This window comes from Paraburkholderia sp. BR14320 (genome assembly GCF_040948665.1).
Taxonomy (GTDB): domain Bacteria; phylum Pseudomonadota; class Gammaproteobacteria; order Burkholderiales; family Burkholderiaceae; genus Paraburkholderia; species Paraburkholderia youngii.
In genome coordinates, this window is sequence record NZ_JBFPKG010000309.1 from 1 (window position 1) to 317 (window position 317).

The following is a 317-nucleotide window of genomic DNA, read 5'->3' on the forward strand; positions in this document are numbered from 1 at the left end:
TACAGTGCTTCAGTTCGTGCGCAACATCAGGCGACAGCCCGGGGTGGCAACGGAGCAGACGGGGGAACTCGAGGCGGCAGCGCAGGCATTGCGGCGCGAGCTGATGGCGCAGCGCCTGGCCGGCAGGCAGGACTTCATCGACATGTACCCGGTCGGGGAGAGACTCGCGCACAGCCTTGACATCCGCATCCAGATCATTGCGGTCGAGCAGAGCGGACAGGTCACAGCGCATCCGGTGGTTGGTCAGCAAGGCCCGCTTGTGCATATCCTGCACACGCCTGGTCACTTTGAGCCCTTGTGGCCGCGCCCACTCTGAT

At 64.4% G+C, this 317-nt stretch carries 1 protein-coding gene; it reads left to right on the forward strand.

The window, feature by feature from the left end; all coding sequences use genetic code 11:
• Positions 1–316: hypothetical protein (locus tag AB3X89_RS40430; protein WP_368588087.1), on the forward strand; the 316-nt coding region annotated here is incomplete at its 5' end.
• Between the last annotated feature and the right edge of the window lies 1 nt (position 317).